We start from the raw sequence: 25,982 nt of genomic DNA, 5'->3' as shown, positions 1-25,982 counted from the left end.
GGTCAGTCCAGTGCAATCTTGGCGCGCTTGACGACTTCACCGAACGTGCGCGAATCGCGTTCGATGGCCTTGGTGAGTTCAGCGGGCGGGCCGATGTAGGGCTCAAACCCGAAGGTCGCCAAGCGCTCTTTGACCTCCGAGGTGGCCAGCACCTTGCCCACATCGGCATTGATCTTCTCGATGGCTGCCTTCGGCGTGCCAGCAGGCGCGAACAGGCCCACCCAGGTCTTCACTTCAAACCCGGCCGGCCCGCCCGCTTCGCCCATGGTCGGAATGTCGGTGAAGCCCGCCAGACGCTGGGGCGCAGCCAGGGCCAGAAACTTCACCTTCTTGGCCTGGTACATGGGCCCGGCCGTCGCTGCCGTGCCAAACGCCCACTTGATGTCGCCCGTGGCCACAGAGGTGTAGACGCTGCCCATGTCCTTGTACGGCACATGCATCATCTTTGTGCCCGTTGCTGCCTCCAGACTCGCCGCGCCCACATGGGCCACGCTGCCAATGCCCCAGGAGCCGTAGGTGATGTCCCCTGGCGCCGCCTTGGCCGCCTTGATCAAATCGCCCACATCCTTCCAGGGCGAGTTGGCCGCCACCACCACAAAAAAGTTGGTGAAATACACCGGCGCCACGGGCTCAAAGTCTTTGACGGGGTCGTAGGACAACTGCTTGAACACATGCGGCTGCAAGGCCATGTGCGTGTTGTCCACCTGCAGCAGCGTGTAGCCGTCTGGCGTTGCGCGCTTGGCATCGCCGATGGCAATGAACCCATTGGCACCCGGCTTGTTGTCGATGACAAGTTGCTGCCCCCAGTTGCGCGACAAGCGCTCGCTAAGGATGCGCATCACCGCATCGGGGCCGCTGCCGGGCGAATACGGCGCGACGGAGCGGACGGGCTTGGCAGGGAAGGTCTGCGCCACGGCGTTGGACAAACTCGCGGCGGTCGATAGGACCAAGAGGGCCAGGGCGCAAAGCGCTTTGCCACTGCGGGACATTGGGGTGCGTAGGGCGTAGTGTCGGGTGGTGAACATCACGTTGTCTCTCTTTGAAGTTATGGAAGTGGGCGAAATGGGTGTTTGAACTAGAAACACCCGTTCGGGCTGAGCTTGTCGAAGCCCTGCGCGGCGCCTCGACGAGCTCAGCGTGAACGGTTGGGGGTGATCGCGCGGCTGAACATGAAAGGCGTGCGTCCTGCAGGTCGCTGGCTCAGCCAGTAACCTGAGCACGGTGGACATGCAGCACCTCAAAAATCGGCGCATCGCTGAAGCGGAACAGGTCGAGCGCGCCAGCGGCCGATGCCTGGGCCGAGAACGGCTGCCACGACGGCACCACAAACAAGTCGCCCCGCGCCACCTGCCAGGTGCGCTCACCCACCGTGACGGTGCCGCTGCCGTCAAACACCTGGAACACGGACGAACCCACCTCACGGAGCACCCGCGTTGCACCGCCCGCGCGCACGCGGTGCATTTCGGTCCGCATGGTGGGCAACACATCGGCGCCGGTGGTGGGGTTGGTAAAGCGCACCGCCGCGTGCCCAGGGCTCAGCGTGCCCGCCTGGTCTTCGTCTTCCAGCGCGAGCTGATCGGCCAGTGCACGGTCGGTATCCACCCAGCGGTAAGCCAGCAGGGGCGTGGCGGGCTGGGCCTGCACCATCGATACCGGGCGCAGGCCAGGGTGGCCCCACAGCCTTTCGGAATAAGAACGCTCGGCGGTGGTGCGCTCAGCGGGTGGGAGCTTCTCGCGCCCCACTTCGAAGAACTGGCTCTCGGTGTAGTACGAAAACGGAATATCCAGGCCGTCGATCCAGGCCATGGGCTCGGTAGCAGCGTTGTGGTGGGCATGCCAGTTCCAGCCGGCCTGGGGCAGAAAGTCGCCCCGCGACATGCGCACGGCATCGCCATTGACCACGGTCCACACGCCCTCGCCTTCCACCACAAAACGAAACGCGTGCTGCGTGTGCCGGTGCTCGGGGGCGTCTTCGCCGGGCATCAGGTACTGGATGGCGGCCCACAGCGTGGGGGTGGCAAAGGGGCGCCCGCCCAGCGCCGGGTTGGCCAGCGCAATCGCACGGCGCTCCCCGCCACGGCCCACGGGCACGATGGCGCCCGCCTGTGCGGCCAGGGCTTTCAAGCGGTCCCAGCGCCACAGATGGGGCACGGCCTTGGATTGGGGCTGGCGGGGCATCAGGTCGCCGATCTGCGTCCAGAGCGGCACCAACAGCTCTTGTTCGAAGCCTCGGTAGAGCTCTTCCAGCTCGGGCGTCGGATCGGGCTGGCCCTTGCCCGCAACGGCATGCAGCCGCACGGGGGAAGGCGTGAGGTCGATGGTCATGGTGGGGTTGTCTCCTGGATGTGGTTTTTCTTATTCCGCCGGGCCAACGTGGAGCACGATGCTGCCCACGCCTTCAATGTGGCCTTCAATGCGGTCGCCTGCCAGCACGGGGCCTACGCCCTCGGGCGTGCCGGTAAAGATCAGGTCACCCGGCTGCAGGTGGTAGAACTTGGACAGGTCGGCAATCAGTTCGGGGATGTTCCAGATCAGCTTGGACAGGTCGGACTTCTGGCGCACGGTGCCATTGACCGACAGCTCCAGGTCGCCCTGGCCCAGCACTAACTGCGGCATAGGCACGATCTCGGAGACCACGGACGACTGCTCCACATCCTTGCCCAGGTCCCAAGGCCGACCCTTATCCCGCGCCACCAGCTGCAGGTCGCGGCGCGTCATGTCCAGGCCGCAGGCATAGCCATAGACAAGGCGGGGCGCATCGGCCTCGCTCACGCGAAAACCGGGCGCACCAATGACCAGCACCAGTTCCATTTCGTGGTGGTAGTTCTGGGTGCCGGGTGGGTAGGCCACGGTCGCGCCAGACTCGACCAGCGTGGAGGGTGCCTTGGTGAAATAGAACGGCACTTCCACCGACTTGTCCACCGGGCGCCCCATCTCCACCGCATGCGCGTGGTAGTTGCGGCCCACAAAGAACAGCCGGTGGATGGGCAGGCGCTCGCTGCGGCCACGCACAGGCAGCGAATAGACGGGGGGCGGGGTCCAGAGGTAAGTGGTTGACGTGGTTGCGGTCATCGGCGGTTTCCTTAGCGGGTTGTCGTGTTCGGTTTCTTGTGGGCTTGGGTGGGGGTGCATGCCTCGGTGCTGCGCGGCATCCAGCTGGGTTCACAGCTTTGCCATCGACGTGTTCAGGTCTGCCAGCCGCTCGGCATCCACCGGCTTGCGCTGCTCGATCAGCCTGCGGGCAAACCGCAGGTCACGCGCTGCGTTGGCCCCTACAGCGGCCTGCACCACGTCGCCCGCCAGGTAGAACAGCACGAAGCTGCCGCTGGCCGGGTCGCCGCGCTGCACCACACAGTGCGCGGGCGTGGGCATGCCGTAGATCTGCAGGTTCATGCCGTACTGGTCGGACCAGAACCAGGGCAGCGGCTGGTAGTCCACCGCCTGGCCCAGGGCCGAGCGCGCAGCGGCCATGCCCTGCTCTTGCGCGTTCTGCCACGACTCCAGCCGCAGGCTGCGGCCCGCCCAGGGGTTGGGTGCCACGGCCACATCGCCTGCGGCCAGGATGTCGGAGTCGGACGTGCGGCATTGCGCATCGACCAGCACGCCACCTTCGCAAGCCAGGCCCGCCGCGCGCGCCAGCTCGTCGTTGGGCACCAGACCAACACCCAGCACGATGGTGTCGCACTCCAGCGCGCTGCCATCGGCCAGCAAGACCTCCGAGCGAATATCTGCGCCGTCTGCGCCATCAGCAGCGCGGGCAAAGCCCCGCACCCCCGCGTCCAGCAGCACGCGTACGCCCTGGGCGCGGTGCAGCGCCAGCAGGTACGCCGACACCTCTGCAGGCACGGTGCGCTCGCACAAGCGGCTTTGCGTCTCCACCACCACCACTTCCGCGCCCTGCTGGCGTGCGGTGGCCGCCACCTCCAGGCCGATCCAGCCACCGCCCACCACCACCACGGTGCGGCCGGGCCGAAGGGCCGGGGCCAGCGCCTGCGCATCTTCAATGGTGCGCAGCGTGTGCAGCGGCACCTGGTCTGCCCCCGGCAAGGCAAGCCGCCGGGCGCGCCCGCCGGTGCACAGGATGAGCTTGTCGTAGGGCTGCGCGGTGCCATCCGACAGCAGCACCTGCTTGGCCGCGTGGTCAATGCGGTGCACCTGCATACCGGGCCGCCATTGCACCGCCAGGGCGTCAAAGGCCTCGGGCTTCATGAGGCGCGCGGTCTCCGGCGCGGCTGCGCCCGATAGCACCGCCTTCGACAGCGGTGGCCGCTCGTGCGGCGGGTGGGCTTCATCACCAATCAGCACCACGCGGCCCGCAAAGCCTTCGCTGCGCAGCGTTTGCGCCGCCCAGCCGCCTGCCTGGCCCGCACCGACGATCACGATGGTGGAAGCCTGGTGGGCGTTAGCGCCTTCATGCGGCAATGCGGCGGCCTCGACCTGAGGTCGTTCGGCAGTCATGGGGGTCTCCTTGAAAGGGGTTGCTGCGCTCAGAGACTCTCAGTCCAGGGCCAGCCACACTCGGCCGCCCTCGATCTTCACGGGGTAGCTGCGCAGCGGCTCGGTCACCGGCGCGCAGGTGGGCTGGCCTGATCGCACATCAAATTTGCCCTGGTGCAAAGGGCATTCGATCTCGTGCCCCTCCAGAAACCCATCGCACAGGCGCGCATGGCCGTGGGTGCAGATGTTGTCGGTGGCAAACACCTCACCGCCCACGCCATACAGCGCAATGTCGCGCCCGGCCACGGCCAAGCCCATCACGTCATCCTCGGGCACATCGTCCCGCGCTGCGGCGTCAATCCAGTTTGTCGTCATCGTCGTCATGGCGGCTCCTCAGATGGGGTAGATCAGCGAGTTGGGGATCATCTCGCTGTCGTAAACGACGAGGCGCGATGCGAACTTCAGCCCCTCGGGCGTGGGCACAACTTCATCCAGCGTGCGCCCCACGTTGAACACCGTCGATTCCTTCGACAGCCGTGTGCGCAGCACCGCATAGTTGGCCTCGCAGTGGATGCGGCCATCCGCATCCACCTTGTGCACCAGCGGCGCACCCACCACATGGCGCTGGTAGTAGGGGTCGTGGAACAGCGTCTCGCGGATGCCGTAGACGCGGTCTTTCAGCATGCCCTTGCTGTCAAACGCCAACGTGGCCAGCGGAAACCCGCGCTCGTGGTTCTCGCGCGGCTGCAGCTTGTACACGCAGTGGTCGATGAAAAATTCAGGCCACGCCTCCCAGTCCGCCGCGTCGAGTGCGCGGGCGTAGCGGGCGTAGAGCTGGTTCAGTTCGAAGTAAGTCTGGAAGTCCATGGTCAAGCCTCCGCCTCCATCACCTTGCGCCAGTATTCATACATGCCCCGGATCAGCGTCTCGGTCACCATGTGGTCCGTGTCGCCCACATCGCGCCCGCCCAGCTCGGCCAGCGTGCGGTGCGCGGGCTTGGTCTCAAAGCCTTCTTGCGACCACTCGATCACCTCGCCATCGTCGGCCGACACAAAGCCCGCCGGGCCGAACAGATTGGCCTGGCGCAGGCGGCGCTGCGTCATCTCCTCGCTGTCGTCTTCAAAGCCAAAGTGCGTCCACACAAAATCAAAAGCCCCCTTGCCATCTGGCTGGATGTGGCGCGTGGACACGCTATTGACCTGCTGCTGAAAGATCACGCTGGGGAACACGGTCATCATCACGGCCGTGGGCACCGATGCTGGCGCGCTGGGCACCGCTGCATCACCACTGCTGGCAACCGGGGGTGGCCCCGCCCACCAGTCCTCCTGCGCAATGTCCAAAAAGCGCGGGTCGTTCAACTCCATGCCCGCCTTGAAGCTGGACACCTGGGTCACATCCGCCGCCTTGCCCGCCGCGCCACGGGTCGAGACCATGGCCGCGTGGCGGTGCTGCGCATCCATCAGCAGTTGCGACTTGTTGTCGGCACGCCAGAGCCCAAAGGTAACGAACCAGGTGTGCAGCAGGCCGGGGTGGTACGGGTCTTTGATGTTCTCTTGCATCAGCTTCCAGTTGCCCGGAATGCGCTGGCGGTTGTAGCCCAGGATGGTGAGCTTGCGGCCATTGAACAGCCGGTCAAAGTAGCCCAGGATGGTGGGGCCCAAAAATTCCTCCAGCGGCTCCACGCTGTGGTCAAACGACGCAAACACCACGCCGCCACGGGTGGCCACCTTGAGCTTGGTCAGCCCATGCTCTGCCGGGTTGAAGTCCGCAGGCATGCCGCCATTGACCTTGCCATCCTGCTTCACGCCACGCCGAAACGGCACGCCCTGCAAGTCACCCGACAGGGTGTAGTTCCACTGGTGGTACGGGCAGGTCAGGCTCTCGCGGTTGCCATGCCGCTCGCGGCAGAACGCCATGCCCCGATGGGCGCACACGTTTTCCACCACGTGGATGGAAGCATCCTTGTCACGCACCAGCAGCACCGAGCGCTCGCCAATCACCGTGCGCTTGAAATCCCCCGCGTTGGGAATCTCTGCCTCCAGGCCGACATAACACCAGTGCCCGTTGTAGAACAAACGGTCCAGCTCCTTGCGGTACAGCGCCTCATCGGTATAGGCCTTAAAAGGAATGCGGCTGGTGCCATCCGTCTCCCAGCGGATCTGCTGCGGGAACACGGTCACGGGGCATTCATGCATGGGCGTCTCCTTTATTGTGAAAGCCAATTGGGGCCGAAGCGAGTGCATCCAGCGCCTGGGGATCGATCATTCCCTCCACTGCAATATCAGTCAATGGAACGCTGGTGATGTTCAACATCACCAGCATGAATATGACCTCTCACACTGACTTGGGAGACTTGGGAGACTTGGGAGATTGCTGCGCAAAGTTTCGATTTAGAACGGCAAACAAAACTCCACAGGCGATGTTGTCCCGTCTTGTCGTACTACTCATACTGTCTGCGGCGGAACGCCAAGCTAAGATCACTTCGCTGAGGTTTGTTAACTGCTCTCAATGTGCCCAAGGCCGGGCTACAGGGAGGTGGCAAGAGCGAGTCAAACTTGGGGTGACCCAGAGGCGGGTATCGACACGTTGGTGGCAATGTCACACCGCCGTGCCGACCGAAATCACGGTATGTCCGTTTCCGTGCACCATTGCGCAATGTGTGCCAGCAGGTCACGAACGAAGCAACGCACCTATAGGCGAAGGCGCACACTGTGGGACCAGACTATCGCGCCACCTCAAATCTGCACCCTGGCGGTTGTCAGGCGGCAGGTTTGTATCACCAATAGTCGATGCGCCACAACCTTGTCTGAACTCATTCAGGAAGTCGCCCCTCCCCAACGTCGCCATTTCGTTGGGCAACGACATCTTCATCACCATGCGCTCGATTGCGTCGCTTCAAATGAAGGTCCCTGAGCAGCAGGTATTTGTCCAAAGCTGCTTGGTCCATCAGTCTGCTAGCTTCCAGATGCTCCGCGCGGCCACTGACGGCCTGAACCACGGTCATTGTGTTGCGCACCGATACGCTTGCAATGTGCCCCTTTGCATTGCCCATGCTGTCCACGGGTGAGGCCAACGTATCGCGGAGATTCGAGGGGCCAAAGATGGGCAGCACCATATAGGGACCGGTGCCAACACCCCAGGTGTCCAATGTCAGACCAAAGTCTTCCTTCTTCTCGGGCATGCCCCAACCTGTAGCGACATCCATCAGTCCCAGGCCCCCCACGGTGGAGTTCGTCCCAAAACGGGCGAGTGTTGAGGCGCTATCACCGACCCGTCCCTGGAGCATCAGATTGGCCGACGACCACGGCTCCCGCAGGTTCGAGAAAAAATTCGAGATGCCTGTCTGGGCCGCAGCGGGCACTACTTGTTTGTAGGCCGAGGCCACTGGTTTGAGCACCACCTTGTCCACGCCTTCATTGAAAGAAAACATCTTTCGATTCACTGACTCCAGCGGGTCCGGCTGCGTTGTTGTGGCGCAGCCTGAGAACAGCATCGCCGCAGCGCTTGCAATACAAAGGAGGATAGGAGTTCGCGCGCTCAGGTGCGTGCGTGGGGATGCGAGGTTCGGCATGGAGTCCTTCCAGAGGGGGGGTTCAGAATCCGCGTGGGTTTGCCCACGCGACGAAACGCCATCCTCATGCCGCCTGTATTGCTAGATACTTACTCGACCAACTTGTTGATCGCCAAGGAAGGAATCAACACGTGCATTTGCAGCCCGGAGTCACCGAGCCGTGCTTCGATATGCCATCCGTGCGCCGAAACGATCTCCTGGCAAATGGATAGCCCGAGTCCCGCGCCCTCATCGCGCCTGGATGCGCCCCGCCAGAAGCGTTCAAAGAGCTTCTCCAGGTGCTCGGGAGCGACACCAGGCCCCTGGTCAGAGACGGAAAATCCGTTGGCGTGAACCCGCAAATACACCGTGCCACCGGCCGGGCTGTGCTGAATGGCGTTCTCCAGCAAATTCTTGAGGAGCGTGAACACGGCTCCGCGATCCGCCATCCAGGTTGTTCCCACCGCATCCTCGAAAATCAGGCTGATCTGCACATGGCCGCGCTGCGCTACGCGGTCCATGAAATCAGATGCTTCCATCATGACCACGCGGGGATCGCATGCCTCCATGCGGTAGTTCCGCTCCTCGCTGGCTTCGGCCAGAAGCAGTAGTTGTTGCACCTGGCGTGCCATTCGGTCGATGTCCTGAAGGAGATGCGGATTGCGCGTTTCTGGCGCTTCCATCTCTACCTGCGCCCGAATCAGCGCCAACGGTGTCTTGAGTTCGTGGGCAGCATTGGCGAGGAATTCCTGCTGGGTCTGAAACCCCAACTGGAGGCGGTCCAGGGCCCGATTGAATGCATCGACCAGCGGGACCAGTTCGCTAGGGAGGCTCTGCAGATCAAGACGATCACCCAGCGATTGCGGCGTGATGCGCTGCGCCTTGAGCGATGCAACCCGCAAAGGCCTGAGTGCACGCTGTAGCGTAAATTGTGTAGTGATCAGAAAGACCACCAGAAACGTCACGCAGGTCGCCACAACGCCCTGAAACAGGGCCGGCCGACCAATGCTTTGCTGCACCTGCAGTACCAGGCGGTCGCTGAGGGCAAACTGCACGTACCAGGTGGTATCGCCACGCCTTGCGGGCACGGTTGCAGCGTGCATGACCACACCGTGGCGAACCAGTTGGAAAGCCTTTCTCGAAGGATCAAACTGCGCACCCTCGGGTGCCAACGGCTGCTTGTTGCCGTCTGAGGTGAAGTGCACCACACCTTGGCTGTCGAGGATGCGCGCAGCAACTTCCTCCTGCAAGCTGCTGAACGCCCAATGCTCGATCACCGTGTGATCAAACCCCGTTGGAACTCCCGTGGCATCAAACTGCACCCTGGCTGCAATCTGCTGCGCCTTGTCGACGGCTCCGCTCTCCAGCATGTACCGGTTGAAGGGTTCAGCCAGCACCAGGACAACGACGCCTACGAGGGCAGCGCTCAGTGCCATGCCTGCCACATAAACGAGCAGCAGGCGCGCGCGGAAACTACGAGGCCACCGAATGGTCACGAAGCGCATAGCCATGGGCTCTGATGTTCACGATCTCCATGTGCGAGCCGATCGCCAGGAGTTTTCTGCGCAGGCGATGCAACGCCACGTCCAGCGCATTGGGGGTGACTGCTTCAGAGATGCCCCATGCTGCAGCCTCCAACGCAGACCTGCGCACGACTTGGTCCGTCTTTCGCATCAGGCACAGCATGATCTGCATCTCTGCGGGCGGCAACGTGATGGACTCTTGGCCGCATGCCAGACGGGCTTGGTCCGGGTACAGACACAGATCTCCTAACGCCGGGTTCATCGCCCGCAAGGCGGCGGGACGCCGCAGCAGCGCCCGCACCCTGGCAATCAGCTCTTCCATGGAGAACGGTTTGGTGAGGTAGTCGTCCGCCCCGGACTCCAAGCCATCGACCCTGTCATGCAATGCGTCCCTGGCCGTCAGCATCAGGCACGGGATGGTGTTGTCCGCCGATCTAAGGCGTCGGACCAGTTGGAGTCCATCCCCGTCTGGCAGCCCCCGGTCCACCACCAAGGCACCGTAGCTGATGTCTCGCAAGGCAAGCCATGCTGACTCAATGTCCGGGAATACGTCCACGCCAATTCCTGCGCCCACCATGGCTTGGCGGGCCAGGTCGGCTAGGCGTTCGTGGTCTTCCACCAGTGCGATGCGGTTCATCTTTGTATCAATAGGGAGCGCCAAGCTTAGTGCATGCATGCTGGGAATGCCGCTGACAAATCAACAGCCGTCTGGCTGGCACACCATCTCATGCGTTCGTCAACGCCAGGAGGCGCTGCTGTACATCGGCGACGTGATCTGGCCCAGACATCCTTTCCAGGGCATGGTCTAGCCAAAGACCTTCCGCAGCGTAGCGACAGGTCATCTGCGTGGCAGGGTCCACAGCGTCGCCACTGCAGACCTCGTCGATGAAATCTGACCAGATCACCCGATACTCGGGAGCGCACATCAGCGAAGCCACTGCAGCACGCTCGTTCGGTCCCATGGTTATAGCGCTGACGCATACCGCCCGGACATAGGCCCGAACATGCCGCGCAGGGCCAGGGGCTTCCGCGCCCAGCGCATCTTCCAAGGCATGACGGAACAGAGAAACGTGGTACTCAAAGAGCTCATCCAGCGCAATGTCGTGGACCTGTCTGCTGAAAGGCGGCATGCACGCGAAGACACTGGACCGTGCCAATGACAGCCCCATGTCTGTGCCGACCGGCCCCCCACCAGGAATGGGCCGTGCGAAAGCGAGCGCGCAGCCCCGCATCTCAGAACCGGTAGAGATAGCCAACAGACACCCGCGAGACGCTGGAGCGGCCCACAATGGGGCTGCTCTTGATTTCTTCGGGCAGGCTCGTGGCGCTGACATCCACAAAGACCGTTTGCTTCGGCCGGAACATGTAGTCCATCCGGACACCCACTTCCAGCGTAGAGGCAGCCTTGCCTGTGAACTGAGAGCGCCCTGGCAGCGCCTCATGCGCCCGTACGCCGAAGTAGTAGTCGACGTACTTCTTGTCGAGCCATTGGGCCTGGAGCCGTGGCGTGACGGCAAAATTGCCAAATCCAAATCGGCGGTCCACCTGCAGTTGCAGTTTTTGCCCCTTGCTGTTGCTCGAGAGATCAGAAAGCCATTCACCCGAGACCCGGACCACGGGATGACTCCAAGTTACAGCAGCGCCGCCCCATAGTCCCCCTTGCCGCTCGTCCATCCCGGTGAGCGATGGCGAATCATCGGCTTTGAAGCCGCTGTCCTCGTACTTCAATCGCCCCGCAAAAGCCAAGGAACCGTTGGAGCCAAAGTCCTTGTTCGCAAATTTGATGTCTGCAATGCCGCTGTTGACCCGGAGCCAGGCGTTCTCGTAGTACAAAAGAGGAATGGCGCTGTTCTTGTTCTCCACACCGGGATACGGGCGTTGGGCAGATGAAATACCCAGACCCAGCCCCCAGGCTGAGGAGTTTTCTGGGGTTCCAGCCGCCCCAGCATCTGATCGCACCTGGGCGCCAGCGGTAGCGCACCCCACGGTGCAAAAAACGGCGGCGGCGACGGTGTGAATACGCAGTGAGCGGTGGGCTGCGGGGAGTTGGAGTTTTTGCATGAGCTCTTACAAGGGTTTGTGAAGAGCTCATCGTGTCCGGGGTTCTATTACCAGGCACTTACTGGTGTGCGCGTGGTTTACAGCTCCGAAATGGGAACAAACGAACATGAGCTGCCCCACCGACTCGGTTCAATCGAATCGTCCCTGCGCTGCACAAGCCATGAGTCCATCAACGATGTAGCGCACACGCGGGCTGAGATGGGCGCGTTTGGGCCAAATTGCATGGATATCGATGTGGCTGCCCGCGTATTCATGGAGCACGAGCCGAAGACGACCATCGCCCACATGCTCACGCACCATCGATATTGGGAGCTGGGCCAGACCAAGACCTTGGGTGACTGCATCCACCATCGCCTCACCATCGCTAATCTGGTGTGTAGATGGCGGTGTAATGCGCCGCTCTATTCCTTGGTCCCTGACATACCAGACCATGGGCGGGCCTCGCAGAGCACCGACGACACACCGATGTGCCGAAAGCTCAGAGAGAGTCTTGGGTTCGCCATGATCGCGAAGATATCCGGGGGATGCACAGATCACACGCGGCTGTTTAGCCAGTCTACGCGCGACAAGATGGCTCGTGTCTTTCAGTGATCCAAAGCGAATTGCGATGTCCACGTCCTCCTGAAGCAAGTCGCTTGTCGCATCGGTGAAGGTGAGGCTCAGTTGCAGGCCCGAATGGGGACGAGCGATCTCCACCAATGTCGGCAACACCACGCGACGTCCGAACGCAACCGGCATATCGATATGCACCCGACCGCTCAGAACTTGGTTGCTCGATGACAGCGCCGCCTGCGCAGCGGTTATCTCTTCCAAGGCCAACGTGCAGGCCGAAAGGTATGCCTCACCATCGGCCGTCAATCGCGTCAGACGCGTAGTGCGATGAAACAGCTTGACGCCGAGACGTTGCTCCAGCCGCGCAATCGATTTGCCCACCGTCGATTTGGTGAGACCCAAGCGATCAGCCGCCTGCGTGAAATTGTCACTGCGCGCTGCGGTCACGAAAACGGATATGCCAGCGAGCGGATCAAGGTCTTGCATAGTAGATTTTGATTCTACTTTGATGGGAAATATTGATGACAATTGTCAAACACTTCTACTTTAGCATTTGAGATGCAGCCCGGACCGCCAACGTTGGCCTCCAGGTTTTGCAGTAAATCCAACTGAAGGAGTGGAACATGCCCGTCGTAAGAGTGAGCTGGTTTGAAGGCAAGGACAACGCGCAAAAGCAAAAGGTCGCAGCGGAGATCACGGAAAGCATCGTGCGCAACACGGCGACTGATCCCAATTACATCTATGTGATCTTTGAAGACGTAAAGCCTTCTGACTGGGCAGGTGCAGGCAAGCTGTTCGGGGCATCCGCAGACAACATGGCAGGTTGAATGCGCAATGGATGCTCGCATGTCAAAACTTTGCCAAGCAGCACTTGCCCTCTCTATCGCCGTGGCGTGTATCGGTGCTGCGGGTGCTCCGGCGCTCAAGGTTCTGGGGCGGGATTTCGAGTTTCCGCATAGCTTGCCGAATGTTCCTGCAAAGCTCTCGCAGTTCAGCGGGCTAGAGATCAACTCTTTCACCACCAATGATGGAGTGAAGCTGTCTTACTGGGAGGCGGGCTCTGGCGAGCCATTGATCTTTGTTCCAGGCTGGTCTGCCAACGGCGCACAGTACTTCAACTTGATGGCTCTCCTGGCACGCCACTACCATGTCTATGTACTGGATCCTCGCAACCAAGGCCTGTCGCAGCGCGTCGAACGCGGTGGGCGCATAGCGCGGTTCTCTATGGATCTGAAGGAGTTTGGCGATCATCTGGGCATCAAGTCGGCCAACTACGTGGGTCACTCGATGGGCGCAGCGGTGCTCTGGAGCTATATCGATCTTTTTGGTACTTCCGGGATTCGCAAAGTTGCGTTTGTGGACGAGCCGATCTCGATTTATGCGCACGAAGATTGGATGGAAAAAGAGCGCTCCGAAGCAGGCGGCTCAACTACATCTCCCGAACGTATGGTTGCGGCTTTCACCACGGGCGGGCCCGCCAGCAGGCTAACAACAGATCTGAAGCCTTTTGAGCGCGCGCAGTTGATGGACTCGCCATACTTTGAGAATTCGGAACGTTTTGCTGCGGAGTTTGTGAAAAACGATTCCAAGGCTCTGGCGCGTGTGTTGTTTAACCATGCGGTCAACGATTGGCGAGATGTGGTGGCGCAGAAAATCGATATCCCCGCTGCGATTTTTTCCGGTGACGAGAGCAACAACTTGCCCAGTCTGCGCTGGGGCGCAATCTGTGATTCCAGGAGCAGTCCTGTTCTCATACACTGCGGCCGCACAGGGAGACCACTTCCTGATGTTCAAGAATCCTGTCAAATTTGTTGGGGATCTGCGCTCGTTCCTGGAGCGTCGATAGCCATGAATTGAAGGGAAAGCCATGGCAACAAAGGCGATGAAAGCGGTAGTCATGCTCAAGCCGGGTGGACCGGAGGTGCTCAGGGTTAAACAGCGACCTATCCCACAGGCGGCTCCTGGCCAGGTGTTGATTCGCATCGAAGCATTCGGACTCAACCGCTCCGAGCTGTTTACCCGGCAGGGACACTCGCCTAGCGTTGCTTTTCCCAGGGTACTGGGCATCGAGGCTGTGGGCACAGTCGCTGAGTCGCCAGGCTGCGAGTTTGCGCAAGGTCAGATGGTGGCGACTGTCATGGGGGGAATGGGCAGGTCATTCGATGGTGGCTACGCGGAATACACCCTCGTGCCTGCGAAGCAGGTTCAGGCCTTCAATTCACCACTGCCTTGGCAAACACTTGGAGCTCTCCCCGAAATGCTCCAGACCGCATGGGGAGCACTGTTCAGAGGTCTGCGATTGCGCAAAGGTGAACGTCTGCTGATTCGCGGTGGTACGACGTCCGTGGGCCTTGCAGCCGCAGCCGTTGCCAGGGCCCACGGCGCGGAGGTGGCCTCCACTGCGCGCCAGGAAAAATCCAGGGCGCTGATAGAGAAAGCCGGTGCACACCATTTCCTATTGGATGACGGCGATATCTCCAGTGCCGTGCAATCGGTCTGGCGCGATGGAGCAGACAAGGTACTGGAACTAGTGGGCACGGGCACTTTGAAAGACTCTCTTCGCGCAACCCGTGAACCAGGCACCGTCTGCATGGCGGGCATGGTTGGCGATCAGTGGACACTCAAGGAGTTTTCGCCAATGGAAGTGATCCCTACCGGGGTATCGCTGACGACCTATTCCGGGGACATCCTGGACTTCATGAACATGCCCTTTCAGAAGCTTCTTGATGAGGTCGCCGCCGGCACTCTGCCGGTGGCGATCGGGCGCGTGTTCAATATCGACCAGATTGTGGAAGCCCACCGGCTGATGGAAGCAAACGAGGCACAGGGCAAGATCGTCATACTGACTCGGTAAGTCAATCTGCGTGCACCTAGAACTAAGCCCAGAAGGAATGTGATGAGCGAGCATGCCGTGACGGTTTTGATCACTCGCAAAGTAAGGGCAGGTTGCGAGGCCGGCTTCGAACGTATCGCACAGGACATGGTGCAGGTCGCCTCAGGATTCAGGGGATATCTGGGGGCACAGTTGGTTCATTCTGGTGAAGACCCGGATATTGACGACCCCCTGCACCATGTGGTTCTGGCGTTCGATAGCGAGAGAAATCTACATTTTTGGCGCGACTCGCCGCAACGTAAGCTCGGACTCGCTGCGGCAGAACCATTTATCGACGGCGAAATGGGATTCAAGTCAATGACAGGCCTTGGACTCTGGTATCGCACGCCCACACCCACCCCACCACGATGGAAAGTTGCAGTGGTTACTTGGCTAGGCATTTGCCCCACGGTCTATTTGCTGTTTCTAGCCGTAGGGGACTCAATGAAAACCTGGTGGCTGTTTCCCCGCACGGCACTGCTGACGTTTGCGGTTGTGCTGCTGATGACGTGGGTGGTGGCCCCCAGACTCACCAAACTATTTAAGCCCTGGCTTTTCAAGGAGGGTTGACCGGTTTAATGATGCACTGCTGCAGTATCAGCAATCGCTTTCCGAACAGTGCTATCGGCCGTTGAGTTGGGCTGCCAATGACTGCGCAAACTGTAAGCGCACTACCGCGACCGCACACAACTCGACTTTCTTAGCCCACCAGACATCCGGTCTACAAACTTATGCATGACTGGTGTCCACTTACCGGTCAGTGCCCATTCAATGCTGACCGACCGCAATCAGCCCAAACAACCAGACACTCCGCCCCCGAAATATCTGCCTATTCCCGCCCACGGAAGCTCATCGCCTTGCGCCCAGCATCAACCACATCACTATCAATTTGATAGCTACAGGCGCTTTACAGATAGGCGGTAGATCCCAATTTTTTTTCAAATTTCACCATACCTCACCACTGAAACCACGCGCGCACCCACCTCGGCCGCACTCATGGTGCACTGCGACTGAGTCAGACCACACACCGCCACGCCAGCAAAAGCCAGCGCGGCGGCGCGTGGTGCACAACGCTTGCTATCTTTGGCGCTGACTTACTTCACCGCAAACCGCACATTCGCCGCCTTCTTGCCCGGCTGTGTCACCAGTGCCACTACTTTGGTGCCTGCTGCGACCTTGAAGATGCCTTTGGTTTCGAGCCTGCCCTCGCCTGCCGGTACAAGCACAGCCTCGGTTTTTTCGGTGCCGTTCAGCAGGGTGAGCTTTGCGCTCACGCCCTCCGTCTTGGCGGGTTTGCCGTGGTCGCGCAAGTGCAGGGTGATGGTGTCGGGCTTTGCGACGAGTTCGTAGTCCATGTCGTTGGCTTCGGCCACGATGCCGCCGTGTTGGGGCTTGTGGTCGTGGCCTGCGCCGTGGTCGCCAGCGGCGTAAGCGGCGGTGGTGGCCACAGCTGCGAGGGCCAGGGCGGCGAAAAGTTGGCGGGTAGTTTTCATGAGAGTCCTTTCAAAGGGTGAATGAAAAAGCAAACGAACAAATAAAGAGAACAAATACAAAACAAGAAAAGCTCAGAACGCCTCGGCGTTCTTGTCGTCCAGCAGGCGTTCGGCGTCTTTGCGGCCAAACAGCCAGAACAGGGCCGGGGTGAGGAAGGTGTCGAGCAGCGTGGAGCTGATGAGGCCGCTGAAGATGACCACCGCCACCGGGTGCAGGATTTCGGTGCCGGGGCGCTCGGCCTCCAGCAGCAGCGGGGCCAGGGCAAAGGCGGTGACCAGGGCGGTCATCAGCACGGGGCTCAGGCGCTCCAGCGAGCCGCGCACGATCATGGCGGTGTCAAAGCGCTCGCCTTCCACGCGCATCAGGTTGAGGTAGTGGCTCACCTTCAAAATGCCGTTGCGCACCGAGATGCCCGCCAGCGTGATGAAGCCGATCAGCGCCGCCACTGAGAGCGGCTGGCCCGACACCCATAGCCCCAGCACCGCACCCACCAGCGCCAGCGGGATGTTGGCCATGATGAGGGCCGACAGCGTGGCCGAGCGGTAGCGCGTGTACAGCACCACAAACATCAGCACCAGCGAGACGATGGCCAGCAGGCCCACCAGGCGGCTGGCTTCTTCCTGCGCCTGAAACTGGCCGCCCAGGGTGATGAAGTAGCCCTCGGGCAGGCGGGTGTCGCCCACGGCCTGGCGGATGTCGGCCACCACGTCGGACAGCGCCCTGCCCTGCGCGTTGGCCGACAGCACGATGCGGCGCTTGCCATCGTCGCGGCTGATCTGGTTGGGGCCGTCGCCCTCTTCGATGGTGGCCAGGCGCGACAGCGGCACGGGGCCGCGTGGCGTGTCGATCAGCACACGCGCCAGGCCGTCGATGGAGCGTGCGCTGTCGGGCAGGCGCACCACCAGCGCAAAGCGGCGGCTGCCTTCCACTACCTGGGCCACTTTTTCGCCCTCCACCAGCGTCTGCAGCGCTGCCAGCACCTGGGGTGCGGGCACGCCCATTTGCGCAGCGGCGGCGTAGTCCACGCGCACGGTGATCTGCGGCGCCAGCACCTGCTTCTCCACCTCCAGGTCGGCCAGGCCGGGGATGCCCGCCAGCCGTGCGCGCAGGGCCTCGGCCTGGCCGCGCAGGGTGTCCAGGTCGTCACCAAAGAGCTTGATGGCGATCTGCGAGCGCACGCCCGACAACATGTGGTCGATGCGGTGCGAGATGGGCTGGCCGATGGCGATGGCGGCAGGCAGGTGCGCGAGGCGGCTGCGGATGTCGGCCTGCACCTCGGCCATGCTGCGCTTGAGCTCGGCCGCAGGCAGCAGGCCCACATCCAGCTCGCTCACGTGCACGCCTTCGGCATGTTCGTCCAGCTCGGCGCGGCCGCTGCGCCGGCCAACGTGCGTGACCTCGGGCACCTGGCGCACCAGCACCTCGGCCTGGCGGGCCAGGGCAGTCGACTCGGCCAGCGTCACGCCTGGGTTCAAGCGCATGCCGATAAGCAGCGTGCCTTCATTGAACGGCGGCAAGAAGGTGGTCGGGAAGAACGGCACCGCTGCCAACGAAAGCACCACGGCCACCGCGCTCACGGCCAGGGCCGTGCGCGGGCGCGCCAGCACACCCGTGAGCCCGTTGCGATAGCGCGCCTTGAGCCAGGCCACCACGCGGGTGTCGCCATGGTCCAGGTTCTTCATGCGCGGCAGCAGGTAGAACGCCAGCACCGGAGTGACCGTAACCGACACCATCAGCGACGCGAGCGTGGACACAATGAACGCAATGCCCAGCGGCACAAACAGCCGCCCCTCGATGCCCGGCAGCGCAAACAGCGGCAAGAACACCAGCACGATGATGGCCGTGGCATACAGAATGCCCGAGCGCACCTCCATCGACGCGAGCTTGACCACCTCGATGGGGTGCAGGCGGTGGTTCGGGTGCTTGGCGCGGTCCACCTTCAGGCGGCGCAGCACGTTTTCCACATCCACCACGGCGTCGTCCACCAGGCCGCCGATGGCAATGGCCAGGCCACCCAGCGTCATGGTGTTGATGGACAGGCCGAAATACTTGAACACCAGCGCCGTGATGAAGATCGACACCGGGATGGCCGTGAGCGCAATCACCGTGGGCCGCAGCGTGCCCAAAAAGACGAACAAAATCACTGCCACAAACACCGAGGCGCCCATGAGCTTGCCCTGCAGCGTGGTGACCGAGGCCTCGATGAAACTCGCCTGGCGGAAGGTGACGCGCGGCGCCTCCATGCCGCTGGGCAGCGAGTTTTTCAAGTCCACAAGAGCGGCCTCGATGCTGCGCGTGAGGCCGATGGTGTCGGCCGTGGGTTGCTTTTGGATGCCCAGGATGACGGCGCCCTGCCCTTCAAAGCCCGCGTCGCCACGTTTGGTGGCGGCGGCAAAGGTGGCATCGGCCACCTGGCGCAGCAGCACACTCTGGCCGTTTTTGGCGGTGAGGGCCAGGTTCTGCAAGTCTTCCAGCCGCGAGGTGCGGCCCAGGTGGCGGATGAGGTACTCGCGCCCGCCCAGCTCCAGAAACCCGCCCGAGGTGTTGGCCGCAAAGCCCTTGAGCGCGCCTGTGAGCTGGTCGTGCGTGATGCCCAGCGCCGCCATGCGTGCCGTGTCGGGCAGCACCTGGAACTGGCGCACCTCGCCGCCGATGGGGATGACCTGCGCCACGCCGGGGATACCCATGAGGCGCGGGCGCAGCACCCAGTCGGCGTACTCGCGCACGGCCATGGGCGTGGTCTTGGCCGCGTCGATGGGGATGGCCACCTGCATGATCTCGCCCATGATGGAGCTGATGGGCCCCATGCGCGGCGTGATGCCGCTGGGCAGGCCCTCTTCCATGGACGACAGGCGTTCAGACACCATCTGGCGCGCGCGGTAGATCTCGGTGCTCCAGTCAAAGGTGACGTAGATGAACGACAGCCCCGCGCTGGAGGTGGAGCGCACGCTCTCCACACCGGGCAGGCCATTCATCGTGGTCTCCAGCGGGAAGGTGATGAGCTGCTCCACCTCTTCGGCGGCCATTCCGCCCGCCTCGGTCATGAGGGTGACCGTGGGTTTGTTGAGGTCAGGGAACACGTCCACCGGTGTGCGCGAGAGCGTGAAGGCGCCGTAGGCCATGAGCACGGCGGCGGCGATGAGCACCAGCAGCCGGTTGACCAGGCTGTTTTCTAGAAGCCACTTGAACATTGCGGTGGCTCCTTAGCGGACCTGGTTGATGAGCGTGGCACCTTGCGTGGCCACGCGGTCGCCGGGCTGCAGGCCCGAAGTCACGGCCACCGAGGTGCCATCCAGCGGCACCGCCGTGACCACCCGTGGCGCAAAGCGCTCGGGCGACTCCTTGACCCACACGATGGTCTGGTTGGCCGGGTTGCGCAGCAGCGCAGCGGCGGGCACCTGCACGCCATCGACCTTGTTGGTGGACTGCACGAACACGCGCACGGGTTGGCCCAGCGCGAGTGTTCCGAGCACGGTTGAGTCGCCCGCAAACTGCAGCGGCAATGCCTGCTCGCGCAGGCTGCGCGCCGCGCCCAGAAACCGCAGCGGCACGCGCTGCCCGCCCACGGCCAGCGTGGCACCGGCCACGCCTTGGGCCTGGGCCGGGTCGTAGGCCAGGGCCTCGATGCGCAGGCGCGATGGGTCTACCACCTCGAACACCAGCTCGCGCGCATCCACCACCTGCCCGGCCACGGCATTGGCCGAGGCGATGACGCCCGACACAGGGGCCACCAGCGCATCGCGTGTGGCCAGGCCCGCGCCCACGGCGCCAAGGCGCTGGGTGAGGCTCTGCAGCTCGCTCTCGGCGGCCTCGATGTCCTTGCGCGGCACGGTGTCTGCCAGCTCCGTCAAGCGCGCCACACGCCGTGCGGCCAGGTCGCGGGCAGCGCGCAGCTCGGCCTGCTGGGCCAGTTGGTTGGAGCGATCGATGGCGCCCGCCGTGGGCACCACATACGCCAGCACCTCTCCCTTTCGCACCGCCTGGCCCACGCCAGGCAGGCCCTTGGGCCCGGCCTCCAGCCGCCCGGCCAGCAGGGCCTGCACCTTGCCGCCCGCATTCGGGTCCATCACCACGGTGCCTGCCAGCTCAAAGGCCTTGGCGTGTTGCCCTGCATCCACGACCAGGGTGCGCACACCCAGCTGACGCTGTGCGGGTTTGGGCAGAAACACGCTGCCATCGGGCTGGCGGCTGGGGCCGTTGCCGGTGGCTGCGGCGGGCGCATCGCCATGGTCGTGGCCGGGGCCTGCCATGGCGGGCAGCGGCGTCCACAGGGCGGCCGCCATCAGCAGGGCCAGCAGAGAAGGCATGGGGGTGAGGCGCTTCATGCGGCACCTCCCACGCGCTGGCTGTGCGCGGTGCGGGCAACTCGGCCCCGGCGCAGTCCCCATGCGGCGGCCAGCGCCAGCAGCACGGCGACTACGGCGCCCGCGATCAGCGCGGTACGGCGGGCCAGTCCTGCGGGTGCGGCATCGGTATGTGCGGCGGGGTGCAGGTCGATCTCGCCTGCGAGCAGGTCGGTGTCATTGCCTGCGGCCACGGTGGCGGTGACGGGGCTCACGCCTTCGGCCAGCGGCGCGGCCAGGGTGGCCTGGAACTCGCCCTCCGCCACGCGGGTGACGGGCACGCTGGTGCCCGCAATATCCAGCTCCAGCCGAGCGTCTTTCACGGGGCTGTTGTCGCCCGCGTGGTCCAGGTAGAGCGCGATTTTTTGCCCGTCGAGCACGCCCACCAGCTCAAACAGGTCCGAGGTAGCAGCAAAGCGCGGCAGGGCCGTGCCCGCTGCGGCAGCGGGGGCTTCGCCATGGTCGTGACCATCACCGGCCAGCGCTGTCGGCGGTAGCAAGCCCAGCAGCAGGGCCAGGCCCAGTGTGGAGAAAGTGGAAGAGAGTGTCATGGTTGTCATAGAAAGCTTGTCGGGGTCCACAGGTGGTTCACTGCGGCAGCAGGCCCAGGGCCTGGCGCAGGTGAGAGATGGCGGCGGCGGCGTCGATGCGGGCACGGGCCAGCTGGCGTTCGGCCTGGGCGGCTTCCAGCTCCACGCGCAAGCGGGTAGGCCCGTCGGCTTCGCCCAGTCGGAAGGCCTTATCGATAAAACCGCGCGTGCCCTGCGCCAGCGCCGCGTGGCGGGCCAGAGCGTCGCGCTGGGCCTGGGTGGCCTTCACGCGGACCACTGCGGCGGCTATGTCAGCGGCCAGGCGGTCACGCTCCACAGCGGCGCGTGCCTCGGCAGCCAGGGCATCGGCGCGGGCCGCTGCCTGCTTGGCCTGCGCGCGGTCGCCCCCGCCCAGAGGCACGCGCAGGCCCACGGTGAAGGTCTGCTGGTAGCGGTCGCTCGCCTGCTCACGCCCGCGCGTGGCAGCCAGCGTGAGTTCGGGGTTGGCACGGGTCTGCACGGCGGCCAGGTCGGCAGCGCGGCGGGCCACCTCGGCCTGGTCCAGCCAGTCGGCCACGGCGGGGTGCTGGGCGGGCGGTGCCATGGCGCCCGGCACGGCGGGTTCGGACTCGGCACCGTCAGCCAGCGTCAAGTCTGGCGCGGCTTTTACCCCCCACGCGGCCAGCGCGGCTTGTGCCACGTCGCGCGCGCCCTGGGCCTCGGCCATGGCGGCTTCGGCCTGGGCCACCGCGCCGTCGGCCTGCGCCTGGTCGGCGCGCGACAGATCGCCCGCGCGCACGCGGCGCGCCACATCGGCGGCCAGGCGCTGGGCGTTCAGCAGCCGGTCTTGCGCCAGAGCCCAGTCGGCCTGCGCACGTTGCGCCGCCCACCAGGTCTCGCGCACAGTGGCGGCCAGCTGCAGCTGCGCGGCTTGTCGGCGGCTTTCCAGTGCCTGCACTTCAGCGTCGGCCAGCGCGGCCTTGCGTGTGCGCTCACCCGGCAACCACAGCGGCAAGGCCAGGCCCACTTCGGCTTCGCGGTTGCCGTGGTTGCTGCCAGGGCGGTCGGTTTTGGTGGCCAGCTCCAGCACCACAGGCTCGGCGGTCCAGGCTGCTGCCGCGTTGCGCGTGGCCTGCGCGGCCTCGCGCCGCAGGGAGGCAGACTGTGCCTCAGGCTGGCGCTGCCAGGCCTGCTCAAACAGGGCCTGGAGTGTGAGTGGCGGTGAGGTGGATGGGGTGGGTATGGTGGGTGTGGTGGCTATTGCGGCCTGGGCCTGCGCAGCACTGCCCAGCAGTGCCCAGCCCAGCGCCATGGCCGCCAAAGCGGCGGCCGATGCGTGTTGTCGTTGTTTCGTTGGTTGCATCCGATTCCTCTGCAGTGGCCAGGGGCCACAGGTTGAAATCGGCGAGGCGCGATGGACGGAAGAAACGATCAGCGGCATGCGCCAGCAAGCGCCAGCGCACGCACCGCGACTGCCTCAGAAGGCAGGTCTCCAACACCATCAACAAAATGAAAACGGGACGGCCCACGCCCCCGCCTCGCCGCTCAGGCGAGGACGGACCAGTTGGGGCGTTCGGGGCGTGCGAGGGGGACCGGTGGCCAAGCCGACACAGCATGGCCTGGCGGGTGTACCGTGGCCACCACGATGGCCTGGGCACTGGGGCTGTGCGCCAGGCCGCAACCAGCGCCATGGCAAGTGTGACAGTCCATGTCGGCCGCAGTAGCAGTGGATGCCTTGGCCGCAGCAGGGGATTCGTCGGCTGCGTGCTCGTGCGCGTGGTGGCCGAAGTGCGAGGACTGCGACACCGTTTCGTGCCCGCAATATGGCGAAGCCGCCGCCCAGATGGACTGGAGCGGCATAAACACCAACAGGAAGATCAACAGCAAGCGGCGCATGGGCAGCGGGATTCTATGGAGGTTTTCAGAACCCACCGCCAAAAAAGCGAATCGCCCAGTCCAAGTCGAGGGGCTTTAGGGCGGCGCTGACCAAGTGGCGTGCGGGGCAAAAGCCCGCACCAGCGCTCCCCAAGCGGCCAACGAAGCGGACCGCCCGGCATGCCGGGGCATACGTAGTGCCCCTCGCGCCTGAGCGGAATCAGGCAGCGACCGCTTCGGGCTGCGGAGCCTGGGTCTTGGCCCCTTCGGCAGCCACCACGGGCATGCGGATCAGGTGGTCAAACGCACTCAGCGCGGCCTTCGATCCGTCTCCTGCCGCGATCACAATCTGTTTGAACGGCACCGTGGTGCAATCGCCCGCCGCAAACACGCCGGGGATGTTGGTGCGACCGTGCGAGTCCACCATGATCTCGCCAAACTTCGACAGCTCCACCGTGCCCTTGAGCCATTCGGTGTTGGGCACCAGGCCGATCTGCACGAACACGCCTTCGAGCTGCACGGTGTGCTCCACGTTCGTCGCGCGGTCCTTGTACTTGAGGCCGTTGACCTTGCCATCGGCGCCGGTGATTTCGGTGGTCTGCGCGTTGGTGTGGATGGTCACGTTGGGCAGGCTCTTGAGCTTGTTGACCAGCACGGCGTCGGCCTTGAGCTGGTCGGCAAACTCGATGAGCGTGACGTGGGCCACGATGCCAGCCAGATCGATGGCAGCCTCGACACCCGAGTTGCCGCCGCCGATGACCGCCGTGCGCTTGCCCTTGAACAGCGGGCCGTCGCAGTGCGGGCAGTAGGCCACGCCCTTGTTCTTGTACTCGGCTTCACCGGGCACGTTCACGTTGCGCCAGCGCGCGCCGGTGGACAGGATCACCGTCTTGGACTGCAGCGTGGCGCCGTTGGCCATTTGCACGCTGATCAGGCCACCGGGCTCGGCCGCCGGGATCAGCTTGTCAGCGCGCTGCAGGTTCATGATGTCCACGCCATAGGCGCGGGTGTGGGCTTCGAGCGCGGCAGCGAACTTGGGGCCGTCGGTTTCGAGCACCGAGATGTAGTTCTCAATGGCCAGCGTGTCATTCACCTGGCCACCAAATCGCTCGGCAGCCACTCCGGTGCGGATGCCCTTGCGGGCAGCATACACAGCGGCTGCGGCGCCTGCGGGGCCACCACCGACGATAAGCACGTCGTACGGCGCCTTGGCGCTGAGCTTGGCGGCTTCACGGGCGGCAGAGCCGGTGTCCAGCTTGGCCACGATCTCTTCAATCGTCATGCGGCCAGAACCAAAGACTTGGCCGTTCAGGAACACCATGGGCACGGCCATGATTTCGCGCTCGGTCACTTCTTGCTGGAAGGCGCCGCCTTCGATCACGGTGGTTTTGATGTGGGGGTTGACGATGGCCATGAGCGACAGCGCCTGCACCACGTCCGGGCAGTTATGGCAGGTCAGGCTCATGTAGACCTCGAAATTGAAGTCTCCATCCAGGGCCTTGATGGAGTCGAGCACGTCCTGCTCGACCTTGGGTGGGTGGCCGCCCGTCCACAGCAGGGCCAGCACCAGCGAGGTGAACTCATGGCCCAAGGGCAGGCCGGCGAAGCGCAGGCTGTTGGTGGCGCCCACGCGCTGCAGGCTGAACGAGGGCTTGCGCGCATCGTTGCCATCAGTGCGCAGGGTGATCTTGTCGCTGCGCAGTGATTGAATGGTCGTCAGCAGCTCGCGCATGTCGCGCGCTGTCTCGCTGTCGTCCAGGGAAGCCACCAGCTCAAACGGCTGCTGCACGCGCTCCAGATAGGCGGCGAGTTGGGTCTTGAGTTGTTCGTCGAGCATGGTGGTGTCCTTTGAAATTCGAGTTGTGTTGTCTGGAAGGTTGAAGCCAAACGGGCGGCAGTTCAAGCCTGCGTATCAACTTCCGGGCGTAAAAAAGCCGGACGGCATGGCGCAATAGCACCATGACGCTGTCCGGCTTTGGGGGGGCCGAAAAAAAGCCTAGAAGGTGGGTTCTCTCACACCTTCTTAAATCTTGCCGACCAGGTCCAGCGAAGGCGTCAGGGTCTTGGCGCCTTCCTTCCACTTGGCGGGGCAGACTTGGCCAGGGTTGGCAGCGGTGAACTGGGCAGCCTTGAGCTTGCGCAGGGTTTCCGACACGTCACGGGCGATTTCGTTGGAGTGGATTTCCAGAGTCTTGATCACGCCATCGGGGTTGATCACGAACGTGCCACGCAGTGCCAGGCCTTCTTCAGGGATGTGCACGCCGAAAGCGTTGGTCAGTTGGTGCGTTGGGTCGCCGACCAGGGGGAACTTGGCCTTGCCCACGGCGTCGGAGGTTTCGTGCCACACCTTGTGCGAGAAATGCGTGTCGGTGGTCACGATGTAGACCTCGGCACCGGCCTTCTGGAACTCAGCGTAGTTGTCGGCAGCGTCTTCGATTTCGGTGGGGCAGTTGAAGGTGAAAGCTGCAGGCATGAAGATCAGCACGGACCACTTGCCCTTCAGGCTGGCTTCGGTCACTTCGATGAATTCACCCTTGCCGTCACGGTTGACGAAAGCGGTGGTTTTGAAGGGCTGAACTTGCGTATTGATCAGGGACATTGCTGTTTCCTTGGTGGTTGGTTAACTGAACAGGACTGAAGTTTAGGCATTTCGCAGCCATCAATCCAATTAATTGATTTCATTGAATCAATTGTTTATTACTATACAACGACAGAGTAGATCGCATGGCCCGCCCACGCAAAACC

At 63.2% G+C, this 25,982-nt stretch carries 26 protein-coding genes; 4 read left to right on the top strand and 22 right to left on the bottom strand.

Annotation, left to right across the window (positions count from 1 at the left end):
- Nucleotides 1-2 precede the first annotated feature (2 nt).
- From OIN59_RS07860 to OIN59_RS07800, 14 genes are all read right to left on the bottom strand, one after another.
- The gene (locus OIN59_RS07860) at nt 3-1,025 is read right to left on the bottom strand and encodes a Bug family tripartite tricarboxylate transporter substrate binding protein (protein WP_274108934.1); all 1,023 of its coding nucleotides are present in this window, start codon (nt 1,023-1,025) and stop codon (nt 3-5) included.
- 175 nt (nt 1,026-1,200) lie between these two features.
- The gene (locus OIN59_RS07855) at nt 1,201-2,325 is read right to left on the bottom strand and encodes a cupin domain-containing protein (protein WP_274108932.1); all 1,125 of its coding nucleotides are present in this window, start codon (nt 2,323-2,325) and stop codon (nt 1,201-1,203) included.
- A 30-nt stretch (nt 2,326-2,355) separates the two neighbouring features.
- On the bottom strand, nt 2,356-3,072 hold the full coding sequence (locus OIN59_RS07850; RefSeq protein WP_274108930.1) for a fumarylacetoacetate hydrolase family protein: 717 nt from the start codon (nt 3,070-3,072) through the stop codon (nt 2,356-2,358).
- Nucleotides 3,073-3,162: 90 nt separating this feature from the next.
- Nucleotides 3,163-4,458 (bottom strand): NAD(P)/FAD-dependent oxidoreductase, encoded by a 1,296-nt coding sequence (locus OIN59_RS07845; RefSeq protein ID WP_274108928.1) that lies wholly within the window; start codon nt 4,456-4,458, stop codon nt 3,163-3,165.
- Between the two features lie 39 nt (nt 4,459-4,497).
- On the bottom strand, nt 4,498-4,821 hold the full coding sequence (locus OIN59_RS07840; RefSeq protein ID WP_274108926.1) for a non-heme iron oxygenase ferredoxin subunit: 324 nt from the start codon (nt 4,819-4,821) through the stop codon (nt 4,498-4,500).
- A gap of 9 nt (nt 4,822-4,830) precedes the next feature.
- Nucleotides 4,831-5,304, bottom strand: a complete 474-nt coding sequence (locus tag OIN59_RS07835; protein ID WP_108499844.1) for an aromatic-ring-hydroxylating dioxygenase subunit beta — start codon at nt 5,302-5,304, stop codon at nt 4,831-4,833.
- Nucleotides 5,305-5,306: 2 nt separating this feature from the next.
- Nucleotides 5,307-6,632: an aromatic ring-hydroxylating dioxygenase subunit alpha gene (locus OIN59_RS07830; protein ID WP_274108923.1), complete on the bottom strand. Its 1,326-nt coding sequence runs from the start codon at nt 6,630-6,632 to the stop codon at nt 5,307-5,309.
- Nucleotides 6,625-6,759: a hypothetical protein gene (locus OIN59_RS07825; protein WP_274108921.1), complete on the bottom strand. Its 135-nt coding sequence runs from the start codon at nt 6,757-6,759 to the stop codon at nt 6,625-6,627. The genes OIN59_RS07830 and OIN59_RS07825 overlap by 8 nt, the downstream gene beginning before the upstream one ends.
- Before the next feature lie 490 nt (nt 6,760-7,249).
- A complete protein-coding gene (locus OIN59_RS07820) occupies nt 7,250-8,008 on the bottom strand; it encodes an MlaA family lipoprotein (RefSeq protein WP_274108919.1) in 759 nt (252 codons plus the stop codon).
- 89 nt (nt 8,009-8,097) lie between these two features.
- Nucleotides 8,098-9,498, bottom strand: coding sequence for a sensor histidine kinase (locus OIN59_RS07815; RefSeq protein WP_274108916.1), 1,401 nt, complete (start codon nt 9,496-9,498; stop codon nt 8,098-8,100).
- Nucleotides 9,461-10,147, bottom strand: coding sequence for a response regulator transcription factor (locus OIN59_RS07810; RefSeq protein ID WP_274108914.1), 687 nt, complete (start codon nt 10,145-10,147; stop codon nt 9,461-9,463). Before OIN59_RS07810 ends, OIN59_RS07815 begins: the two co-directional genes overlap by 38 nt.
- Nucleotides 10,148-10,235: 88 nt before the next feature.
- On the bottom strand, nt 10,236-10,640 hold the full coding sequence (locus OIN59_RS25335; protein WP_407655071.1) for a hypothetical protein: 405 nt from the start codon (nt 10,638-10,640) through the stop codon (nt 10,236-10,238).
- A 103-nt stretch (nt 10,641-10,743) separates the two neighbouring features.
- On the bottom strand, nt 10,744-11,571 hold the full coding sequence (locus OIN59_RS07805) for a MipA/OmpV family protein (RefSeq protein WP_274108912.1): 828 nt from the start codon (nt 11,569-11,571) through the stop codon (nt 10,744-10,746).
- A gap of 129 nt (nt 11,572-11,700) precedes the next feature.
- Nucleotides 11,701-12,609 (bottom strand): LysR family transcriptional regulator, encoded by a 909-nt coding sequence (locus OIN59_RS07800; protein WP_274108910.1) that lies wholly within the window; start codon nt 12,607-12,609, stop codon nt 11,701-11,703.
- A gap of 137 nt (nt 12,610-12,746) precedes the next feature.
- Between OIN59_RS07800 and OIN59_RS07795 the strand changes: the two genes are divergently transcribed.
- From OIN59_RS07795 to OIN59_RS07780, 4 genes are read left to right on the top strand one after another with little or no spacing between them, the layout of a single operon-like run.
- Nucleotides 12,747-12,950 carry a tautomerase family protein gene (locus tag OIN59_RS07795; RefSeq protein ID WP_274108908.1) on the top strand — a complete coding sequence of 68 codons (204 nt, stop codon included), beginning with the start codon at nt 12,747-12,749 and terminating at the stop codon, nt 12,948-12,950.
- A gap of 7 nt (nt 12,951-12,957) precedes the next feature.
- Complete coding sequence (locus OIN59_RS07790) at nt 12,958-13,980, top strand: alpha/beta fold hydrolase (protein ID WP_274108906.1); 1,023 nt, start codon at nt 12,958-12,960, stop codon at nt 13,978-13,980.
- Nucleotides 13,981-13,990: 10 nt separating this feature from the next.
- Nucleotides 13,991-14,977, top strand: coding sequence for a zinc-binding alcohol dehydrogenase family protein (locus tag OIN59_RS07785; protein ID WP_274108904.1), 987 nt, complete (start codon nt 13,991-13,993; stop codon nt 14,975-14,977).
- Between the two features lie 42 nt (nt 14,978-15,019).
- Nucleotides 15,020-15,565 carry an antibiotic biosynthesis monooxygenase gene (locus tag OIN59_RS07780; protein WP_274108902.1) on the top strand — a complete coding sequence of 182 codons (546 nt, stop codon included), beginning with the start codon at nt 15,020-15,022 and terminating at the stop codon, nt 15,563-15,565.
- 524 nt (nt 15,566-16,089) lie between these two features.
- Here the strand turns inward: OIN59_RS07780 and OIN59_RS07775 are convergent.
- The 8 genes from OIN59_RS07775 to ahpC all read right to left on the bottom strand — a co-directional run bounded on the left by OIN59_RS07775 (nt 16,090) and on the right by ahpC (nt 25,836).
- Entirely contained in the window at nt 16,090-16,488 is a 399-nt protein-coding gene (locus OIN59_RS07775; protein WP_274108900.1) for a hypothetical protein, read from the bottom strand.
- A 72-nt stretch (nt 16,489-16,560) separates the two neighbouring features.
- Nucleotides 16,561-19,680 carry an efflux RND transporter permease subunit gene (locus OIN59_RS07770; RefSeq protein WP_274108898.1) on the bottom strand — a complete coding sequence of 1,040 codons (3,120 nt, stop codon included), beginning with the start codon at nt 19,678-19,680 and terminating at the stop codon, nt 16,561-16,563.
- A gap of 12 nt (nt 19,681-19,692) precedes the next feature.
- Entirely contained in the window at nt 19,693-20,814 is a 1,122-nt protein-coding gene (locus OIN59_RS07765) for an efflux RND transporter periplasmic adaptor subunit (RefSeq protein WP_274108896.1), read from the bottom strand.
- Nucleotides 20,811-21,383: a hypothetical protein gene (locus OIN59_RS07760; protein WP_274108894.1), complete on the bottom strand. Its 573-nt coding sequence runs from the start codon at nt 21,381-21,383 to the stop codon at nt 20,811-20,813. Before OIN59_RS07760 ends, OIN59_RS07765 begins: the two co-directional genes overlap by 4 nt.
- Before the next feature lie 37 nt (nt 21,384-21,420).
- Nucleotides 21,421-22,725, bottom strand: coding sequence for a TolC family protein (locus OIN59_RS07755; RefSeq protein WP_274108892.1), 1,305 nt, complete (start codon nt 22,723-22,725; stop codon nt 21,421-21,423).
- A gap of 182 nt (nt 22,726-22,907) precedes the next feature.
- Complete coding sequence (locus OIN59_RS07750) at nt 22,908-23,258, bottom strand: hypothetical protein (protein ID WP_274108890.1); 351 nt, start codon at nt 23,256-23,258, stop codon at nt 22,908-22,910.
- A gap of 199 nt (nt 23,259-23,457) precedes the next feature.
- The gene (gene ahpF / locus OIN59_RS07745) at nt 23,458-25,074 is read right to left on the bottom strand and encodes an alkyl hydroperoxide reductase subunit F (protein WP_274108888.1); all 1,617 of its coding nucleotides are present in this window, start codon (nt 25,072-25,074) and stop codon (nt 23,458-23,460) included.
- A 186-nt stretch (nt 25,075-25,260) separates the two neighbouring features.
- Entirely contained in the window at nt 25,261-25,836 is a 576-nt protein-coding gene (gene ahpC / locus OIN59_RS07740) for an alkyl hydroperoxide reductase subunit C (protein ID WP_274108886.1), read from the bottom strand.
- Nucleotides 25,837-25,982 lie beyond the last annotated feature (146 nt).

Source organism: Acidovorax benzenivorans (assembly GCF_028680575.1).
Classification (GTDB): domain Bacteria; phylum Pseudomonadota; class Gammaproteobacteria; order Burkholderiales; family Burkholderiaceae_C; genus Acidovorax; species Acidovorax benzenivorans.
The sequence above is the reverse complement of the archived record's forward strand: the minus strand, read 5'-3'. Positions and strand labels throughout refer to the sequence as shown.

Bases quoted from the DNA above. Each gene is read 5' to 3' on its own strand.
- OIN59_RS07860 (WP_274108934.1), bottom strand. From the start codon at position 1,025: ATGTTCACCACCCGACACTACGCCCTACGCACCCCAATGTCCCGCAGT.
- OIN59_RS07855 (WP_274108932.1), bottom strand. From the start codon at position 2,325: ATGACCATCGACCTCACGCCTTCCCCCGTGCGGCTGCATGCCGTTGCG.
- OIN59_RS07850 (WP_274108930.1), bottom strand. From the start codon at position 3,072: ATGACCGCAACCACGTCAACCACTTACCTCTGGACCCCGCCCCCCGTC.
- OIN59_RS07845 (WP_274108928.1), bottom strand. From the start codon at position 4,458: ATGACTGCCGAACGACCTCAGGTCGAGGCCGCCGCATTGCCGCATGAA.
- OIN59_RS07840 (WP_274108926.1), bottom strand. From the start codon at position 4,821: ATGACGACGATGACGACAAACTGGATTGACGCCGCAGCGCGGGACGAT.
- OIN59_RS07835 (WP_108499844.1), bottom strand. From the start codon at position 5,304: ATGGACTTCCAGACTTACTTCGAACTGAACCAGCTCTACGCCCGCTAC.
- OIN59_RS07830 (WP_274108923.1), bottom strand. From the start codon at position 6,632: ATGCATGAATGCCCCGTGACCGTGTTCCCGCAGCAGATCCGCTGGGAG.
- OIN59_RS07825 (WP_274108921.1), bottom strand. From the start codon at position 6,759: ATGCTGGTGATGTTGAACATCACCAGCGTTCCATTGACTGATATTGCA.
- OIN59_RS07820 (WP_274108919.1), bottom strand. From the start codon at position 8,008: ATGCCGAACCTCGCATCCCCACGCACGCACCTGAGCGCGCGAACTCCT.
- OIN59_RS07815 (WP_274108916.1), bottom strand. From the start codon at position 9,498: ATGGCTATGCGCTTCGTGACCATTCGGTGGCCTCGTAGTTTCCGCGCG.
- OIN59_RS07810 (WP_274108914.1), bottom strand. From the start codon at position 10,147: ATGAACCGCATCGCACTGGTGGAAGACCACGAACGCCTAGCCGACCTG.
- OIN59_RS25335 (WP_407655071.1), bottom strand. From the start codon at position 10,640: ATGCCGCCTTTCAGCAGACAGGTCCACGACATTGCGCTGGATGAGCTC.
- OIN59_RS07805 (WP_274108912.1), bottom strand. From the start codon at position 11,571: ATGCAAAAACTCCAACTCCCCGCAGCCCACCGCTCACTGCGTATTCAC.
- OIN59_RS07800 (WP_274108910.1), bottom strand. From the start codon at position 12,609: ATGCAAGACCTTGATCCGCTCGCTGGCATATCCGTTTTCGTGACCGCA.
- OIN59_RS07795 (WP_274108908.1), top strand. From the start codon at position 12,747: ATGCCCGTCGTAAGAGTGAGCTGGTTTGAAGGCAAGGACAACGCGCAA.
- OIN59_RS07790 (WP_274108906.1), top strand. From the start codon at position 12,958: ATGGATGCTCGCATGTCAAAACTTTGCCAAGCAGCACTTGCCCTCTCT.
- OIN59_RS07785 (WP_274108904.1), top strand. From the start codon at position 13,991: ATGGCAACAAAGGCGATGAAAGCGGTAGTCATGCTCAAGCCGGGTGGA.
- OIN59_RS07780 (WP_274108902.1), top strand. From the start codon at position 15,020: ATGAGCGAGCATGCCGTGACGGTTTTGATCACTCGCAAAGTAAGGGCA.
- OIN59_RS07775 (WP_274108900.1), bottom strand. From the start codon at position 16,488: ATGAAAACTACCCGCCAACTTTTCGCCGCCCTGGCCCTCGCAGCTGTG.
- OIN59_RS07770 (WP_274108898.1), bottom strand. From the start codon at position 19,680: ATGTTCAAGTGGCTTCTAGAAAACAGCCTGGTCAACCGGCTGCTGGTG.
- OIN59_RS07765 (WP_274108896.1), bottom strand. From the start codon at position 20,814: ATGAAGCGCCTCACCCCCATGCCTTCTCTGCTGGCCCTGCTGATGGCG.
- OIN59_RS07760 (WP_274108894.1), bottom strand. From the start codon at position 21,383: ATGACACTCTCTTCCACTTTCTCCACACTGGGCCTGGCCCTGCTGCTG.
- OIN59_RS07755 (WP_274108892.1), bottom strand. From the start codon at position 22,725: ATGCAACCAACGAAACAACGACAACACGCATCGGCCGCCGCTTTGGCG.
- OIN59_RS07750 (WP_274108890.1), bottom strand. From the start codon at position 23,258: ATGCGCCGCTTGCTGTTGATCTTCCTGTTGGTGTTTATGCCGCTCCAG.
- ahpF (WP_274108888.1), bottom strand. From the start codon at position 25,074: ATGCTCGACGAACAACTCAAGACCCAACTCGCCGCCTATCTGGAGCGC.
- ahpC (WP_274108886.1), bottom strand. From the start codon at position 25,836: ATGTCCCTGATCAATACGCAAGTTCAGCCCTTCAAAACCACCGCTTTC.